Raw genomic sequence first — 6,524 nt, 5'->3', positions numbered from 1 at the left:
ACACAGAAGTTAAGCTTCTTAGCGCCGATTGTAGTGAGGGGTTGCCCCTTGTGAGAGTAGGACGTCGCCACGCGATTAAAAGATCAAGACATTTGTCTTGGTCTTTTTTTATATGTTGGCTTTTCATTTCGATGTTAAAAAGTGCAAATCGGATTGTTGTTTCATACAATTTTGTAATAAGTTAAATTTTTTTGATGTTCTTAAATAAAGTATTAATCTTTTCTTTTTTCTGTTTCAGAGGAGGTGAGAAAGGGTAAAATAAGGATAACAATTGAGCAGGAGGTCGTTATGAAAAAAATAAAATTAGGATTGGCAATAGGTCTTTTATTAGGAATTAGCGGTATATTCCATTCAAATCAAATTGTAAATGCTGCAACATCTTCTGATTCTGAAACGGTCATTAATGAACGTTGGGGAAAGCCGACATTTGTAATGGGGGCAGCTTTGACTGGCGATCAAAAAGCGCAAACGATGGATATTTTAGGAATAAAAGACATCGATAGTGTAAATGTCGAAGTAGCTACTGGAGATGACCTAGTAAAATATTTAGGCTATGGTAGTGGTCAAGATAGCGTGATGTTCAGTTCCGTTGTAGTCAGTCGTGAAAATCAGGGAGAAGGAATCACTGTTGATATCGTAACACCAGAAAATATCACATTGATTACCGCTGATCAATATAAGAATCCACTGGTTACTGCTGGAGTGACAGATGCCACAATTAAAGTCGGTAGTGTGGTGAAAGTAACTGGTGAAAGTGCGCTAACAGGCGTTTATAAGGCTTTTGCGGCAAATGGTGAGGCTGTTGATCCAGAGCGGGCTCAGTTGGCGCAAGAAGAATTGGATACAACTACAGCTGTCGCTGATTCGATTGTCAAAAATGCCAGTGAGAATAATCAAAGCGAAGATTTAAGTGATGCGGATAAAGAAAAGGCCAATGAAGCCTACAAAACACAATTAAATCAAACGCTGGTAGATATTAAAAAAGAATTAGCCGAGCTGAAAGAAAAGCAGGGAGAACTGGCTACTAAGGAAGATGTTGAGAAAATCGTCAATGATGCGTTGGCAAAAAATAATCTTGGTGATTATATCTCAAAAGAAGATATTCAAAAGCTGGTTTCTTTAGCAGAAAAGTATCAAGAAACAGATGGGGTTCTGGACAAAGAGTCTTTGGAACAGCTTGATAAAATCAGTGACGGATTCAAGGATACGGTCAATGATTTGACAGATCAGTTGGGGAAATTCGGCGATACGTTAAAAGGAACACTGGAAGAAAATCAAGGCTTTTTTGCTAATCTGTGGCAAAGTGTGAAAGACTTCTTTAGTGGGTTATTTAATTAAAAAGAAAGCTTGAAATTGGATCATGGAGATTCATTTTCAAGCTTTTTCTTTTTATCTAATTTTGCAAAGAGTGAAAATACACATTTAAGCTGTTTAATGATAAAATTAAGGGGAGTCTTACCTTAGGAGGTAAATGTATGGAAGCTGAGAAGCAGAAAACAAATGAAACAAGTTCAGCAACTTTTGCTGAGATCAAAGAGGTTGCTTCAAAAAATATTACACAAATACTTCAGGATCTTCAGGCATTTGAAGAAGCAATCAAAGAGGAAAATATTCCAGAAATTTATCGGATATATAATGGTCGATTGCATGAGGAATTGAAAAAAACATCCAATGCCCATCATGAAATCGACCAGCTATTGACGCAAAAAATCCATGACCGTTTTATGGCTGCCTTTCCATTTATGGTGCATTATGAGAAAATTTCCGAGACGATTCATTATTATAAAATCGGTGAATATTATCATGAACGGGCCACGATAGGGATTGATGCCAGTATTCCGGAAATTTTTGTGATTCCGGCGATTGATCAGGAGTGGGAAGCATTTAATGAAGAAAAACAGGATGCACTGACGGCGATTGAACGACAAATGGATGAGTTAGATGCTAAACGAATTGCGGCACAATCGGAAATTACGAAATTAGAAGAAAAAATTAAAGAATTGAAGCAACAGGAAACAGCCATTGGCAATTCAAAAGGGTTCTTTAATCGTGGAAAAGTTGATGAAGAATTGGCGGAGATTATTGATCAACGGGAAAAATTGGAAGCGAAAAAGGCGGAATGGCTGCCTTTTATTGAAAACCAATCCCAAGCAGGCAGAGAAAAAGAATATCTGCAACAAGAATATATGCGGACACGGCTAAAACGCGCCATCGTTGAAAAAGAAACCCGCTTGATTACCCGTTATTTTGGCGGAATTCTTCCGATGCACCAACAATTGACGACGTTTTTAGAAAATTACCTTGAAGGAGGCAACGCTGATGAGTAACCTTGAAGAAAAAGATGAATTGCTCTCCTCTGAAACAAATATAACTCAAACAAATGAACTGAAAAATCAAGAACTTCCCGAAGAATCTGTTGTCGAAGAGACTGCACCTTTGACTCCTGTAGAAGAATATTACCAGACAAAAGAGACGGATAGGCAGGAAATTGTTCGCCTGATCGAAGCAGCAGAGGAGGAATTGGCGGATCTGCGCTTGCGGAAATCTTTAATGGAGGCAGATTTTGATCAGTTATTGGCAAAATACAAGGAATTACTTTCTACGGATCAAAGAATTTCCCCTATTGCTAAGAAAACCTTGCTGGAATATTTTTCCTACGAGCTGATGAAACCATTGGCGACGGTAGGACTGCAGCCATCTGGAATTGCCTACGATATCTGGTCAACGAAGCATTTCTATTTGCGCTATCAATTAAATGCTGAAGATCAACTATTGTTTAGTTTCAAATTGATTCCCCTCGACCAAAAATTTACGACAGAATTTATGCCGTTGCTTACGATTCAACCAGATTCAATGGAAGTGGCGGTGGATGACGAGCAGCTTTTGGAATTGATCCGACTGTGGCATGCAGAGAAGATTTTCTCTAAAGATCAACTTTCTCTGGTTAATTACGACCTAAATTTGTTATTGAGCCATTTTCGTCAACTGGAGTTCGTTGTTCAACCTAGCTTGTTAGACAACACGCAACCGCTAGCTGTAAGTCTGGAAAGTGAATACCCGCTTCAAGAAAAAATATTGGATGAAATTTTTATTACTGCGATGGAAAACCCGGATTATGATTTTGAGAAAAACTCTGGAGTTTCTTATGAGGTGCTATTGGATCAAAATCAACGATTACTAATCTCCGGTTTTGAAAACGGACATACCAAGCTGTTTATCGATTCAGATCAACGGAAACGGTCGTTGCTTGATTTTTTCACAAGCTATCCATTCCTCGTTCCTTTGATGGTTCGCAGCAATTAATGAAACAGGTGAAAAGATGAAAAATACCGTTTTTTGTAGTAAAACGAATAAAGATGGTGATTTTTCTGGTACTATTCTTTCTGGCACACAGGAAGTCAAAGAATTGGCGGCTCATGATTTATTAGTAGAAATCGGGGCTGTGGCAGTAAATCCTATTGATTTGAAGCGGCAACAGCTGATACCAGAAAATCAAACTGAAGTATTAGGGTACGATGCGGTGGGAAAAGTTGTTGCGATGGGCTCCAAAGTGAGTACCGATTTTTTGGGGAAACGTGTTTATTACATGGGAACCACGAAACGAGAGGGCAGCTATCAAAAATATCAATTAGTGGATGAAGAATTGGTTGCACTTGCACCTACCACGTTTTCAGATGGTGAAGCGGCGGCATTGCCATTGACAAGTTTGACCGCTTGGGAACTATTGTTTGAAAAATTTCAACTGATTCCTGAAGAAAATACCAATTCCGGCAAAAAGATTTTATTGATCAATGCCGGAGGTGGTGTCGGATCAATCGCGGGCCAATTAGCCAAATGGTGTGGTTTGGAAGTGTATGGAACAGCGAGTCCAAAACATTTTTCTTGGCTCGAAATAAATGGAGTCGACCATTGCTTGGACTATCACCAAGATTTAGCTTCACAATTGCCCGCTCAGCTGAAGTTTGATTTTATTGCTTGCTTCTATGATAGTAGCGAGTATTTACCGCAACTTGCTGCTTTAATTCAACCCTTTGGACGGATTGGATCAATCGTAAATACGGCAGAATCACTGGATCTGAATCCATTAAAAAACCTAAGCGTTTCTTTTGACTGGGTCCATGTTTTTACAAAAACAGATTTCTCTCAAGGAACATCTCAGGGCATCATTCTTAAAAAAATCGCTGATTTGGTGGAAAATGGTAAACTTACGTCTACCATAAGAAAAGAATTTACTGATGGCATCACACAAAAAAATTTAGCAGAAGCTTTTTCGTTGGTTCAAAAAGGACACCCTGGGAAGGTGGTGCTATCTGGTGGAATCATTGCCTGATTTAGAAGAAATCCGAGAATTTTGGGATCAGTTTGCATCAGAATATACTACTATCCAGCAAGAATCAGCATTACCAATTGCAGAAGATATGTACCATTATTTAATAAATACGGGGGTATTTCCGACCAATAGTTTTCTTGATTTGGCCGGGGGTTCCGGTCGATATGTCACCACCTTTTTACCTAGTGTGACGACCTATACTTTAGTCGATATTTCCCCTAAGATGTTAAATTACGCAAGGCAGCAGACTCCAGCAGAAAATTTGCGGTTGGTATGTTCGGATCAGGCCGCTTTTTTTGCTGAAACGCCTGAGAGTTCTTTCTCTGTTGTTTTTTCAGCAATGAATCCTGCACTTTTACAAGTCGAGGACTTGCTAGAAATGAATCGAATCACTGCTAAATGGTGCCTGATTTTACGAATGACTCGCTCAGAAGATTGTTTTACCTCAATTGAAAATTCTGGGATGGCGGAAGAATCCTTGATGAAAAGCTATGAGGAAATGCTCCAACAACAAAAAATCAGTTATTCAAAGCAGTCTTTTCAATATCAAGACGAAGAATCGATTTCTCGAGATTTTTTTCGAGAATACTTTCAAGATCAACTTTCATTTCGAGAGTTAAAAAGCCATGAAGAACGATTTTTTGGTGATTCAGATGAAATGAGCAACCAACGAATCCACGAATTTCAGCTATTGCTTTGGAAAAAACCGGCAGTCGATGCGTAAAAAACGTCGACTGCCGGTTTTTTTTTATGGAAGTTCTTGTGAGTTTGCTGTTAAGAGGGAATGCTTGCGGGAGATAAAATAAGAACCGACGATCAAGCCATAAATTCCAGCGGTGACTAGTGTAACTGCCGGATTGTTGGAAGAGAAGATTGCCAGAAAAATCCCACCTAAACTGACTAAGGTCAGTAAATTGATTCCGCGTTTGATTTTTGAAGTAGAAAACTTCCGTAAATAGTTAAAATAGGCGATACAAAGAATCAACCAGATCATAAGAACCGTATAGGACAAACTCCCAACAAGATAGGTAAAGAGTTCTTCACCAAAAATATAGGACAACAGGACACCTGCATATAAAGTGGCTGTAGAAACCATCACCGCACGATTTGGCACGCCATGTTTGTTCAGCTTCATGTGTTTGCTGAAACGTTTTGATTTTGAAAGTTGCAGATGCAAAATACGTGAGGAGGCATAGATTCCCGAATTAATCGAGGAAAATAAAGCCAGAACAATCACGAGATTGACTAAATCTGCGGCGAAAGGAATGTTCATTTTTTCAAAAACCATCACAAACGGTGAAACATTAGATTGTGCAAGCTCTTGCCATGGATAGATAATCAATAAGAGAAACATGGGAACGATATAAAAGGCGATGATTCGAAAAATGACGCTGTGGATTGCTTTAGGAATCGAACGCTCAGGATCTTCGGTTTCCCCCATTGCGATAATAATCAACTCAGTACCACCGTAAGAATAGATTACAAGTAACAAGGAGTTGAACAATCCCTGCAGTTTATGAGGGAAGAAACCGCCGTGAGTCGTCATGGATTGCATTGTAGGGAAAAATCCTTCGCCAAAAATTTGCTGAACAACCAAGAAGCCGGCAAAGGCAATCAGTAATAGTACCACGCTGATTTTACCAACCGTCAGCCAAAATTCTGTTTCAGCAAAAATACGGACGGACAAAAAATTGATCAAAGTTGTGATCAAAGAAATTCCCAAGATGAAGATCCAGGCTGGCGTATTGGGAAACCAGAGTTGCATAAAACTTGCTGCTGCAACAGCTTCAGCAATCACATTGATCATCCATAATGTCCAATAGAGCCAATCCGTGAAATAAGCGGAAAATTTTCCGATATAGGGTTCAACGATTTCCGATAAGCTACGAGCATGGGTATTTTTCATTGCCAAGGCTCCTGCAGAAGACATAATGCTGTAAAGCAGACAGCCACCTAATAAAAAGGCCAACAAAACAGATGGGCCGGCCAAACCGATCGCCTCGCCACTTCCTTTGAATAATCCGGCGCCGATTGCACCGCCTAAAGCCAACATGGTCACATGTCGGGAATGTAATTTCTTTTGTAATTTATTTTCCATGAAATGCTCCTTTAATTTTAAATAATAGCAGGTGTTTCCTAAGCCAAAATGAATAATACGTGAATTTTCTGAAAATTTCAACTTTTATTGCTCTTC

General features: G+C 39.2%; 6 protein-coding genes and 1 rRNA gene. 6 read left to right on the top strand and 1 reads right to left on the bottom strand.

Going from position 1 to position 6,524, the window contains the following annotated elements; translation table 11 throughout:
* From rrf to FFM66_RS10295, 6 genes are all read left to right on the top strand, one after another.
* Positions 1-73: ribosomal RNA gene (gene rrf / locus FFM66_RS11570) — 5S ribosomal RNA — on the top strand; the annotation flags it as partial.
* A 215-nt stretch (positions 74-288) separates the two neighbouring features.
* Positions 289-1,338 (top strand): DUF1002 domain-containing protein, encoded by a 1,050-nt coding sequence (locus tag FFM66_RS10315; protein ID WP_137605870.1) that lies wholly within the window; start codon positions 289-291, stop codon positions 1,336-1,338.
* A gap of 137 nt (positions 1,339-1,475) precedes the next feature.
* The gene (locus FFM66_RS10310; RefSeq protein ID WP_137605869.1) at positions 1,476-2,327 is read left to right on the top strand and encodes a hypothetical protein; all 852 of its coding nucleotides are present in this window, start codon (positions 1,476-1,478) and stop codon (positions 2,325-2,327) included.
* Positions 2,320-3,303, top strand: coding sequence for a hypothetical protein (locus FFM66_RS10305; RefSeq protein WP_246038439.1), 984 nt, complete (start codon positions 2,320-2,322; stop codon positions 3,301-3,303). Before FFM66_RS10310 ends, FFM66_RS10305 begins: the two co-directional genes overlap by 8 nt.
* Positions 3,304-3,319: 16 nt before the next feature.
* Positions 3,320-4,330, top strand: a complete 1,011-nt coding sequence (locus FFM66_RS10300) for a zinc-binding dehydrogenase (protein WP_137605868.1) — start codon at positions 3,320-3,322, stop codon at positions 4,328-4,330.
* Positions 4,314-5,054 carry a class I SAM-dependent methyltransferase gene (locus tag FFM66_RS10295; RefSeq protein ID WP_137605867.1) on the top strand — a complete coding sequence of 247 codons (741 nt, stop codon included), beginning with the start codon at positions 4,314-4,316 and terminating at the stop codon, positions 5,052-5,054. Before FFM66_RS10300 ends, FFM66_RS10295 begins: the two co-directional genes overlap by 17 nt.
* A 24-nt stretch (positions 5,055-5,078) precedes the next feature.
* On the opposite strand, the gene FFM66_RS10290 is transcribed toward FFM66_RS10295, so the two are convergent.
* On the bottom strand, positions 5,079-6,428 hold the full coding sequence (locus FFM66_RS10290) for an amino acid permease (protein ID WP_048605356.1): 1,350 nt from the start codon (positions 6,426-6,428) through the stop codon (positions 5,079-5,081).
* Between the last annotated feature and the right edge of the window lie 96 nt (positions 6,429-6,524).

The sequence above is a fragment of the Enterococcus songbeiensis genome, from assembly GCF_005405265.1.
Classification (GTDB): Bacteria; Bacillota; Bacilli; order Lactobacillales; family Enterococcaceae; genus Enterococcus_C; species Enterococcus_C songbeiensis.
Note: the sequence above shows the minus strand (reverse complement) of the source record. Positions and strands in the feature narration are given on the sequence as shown.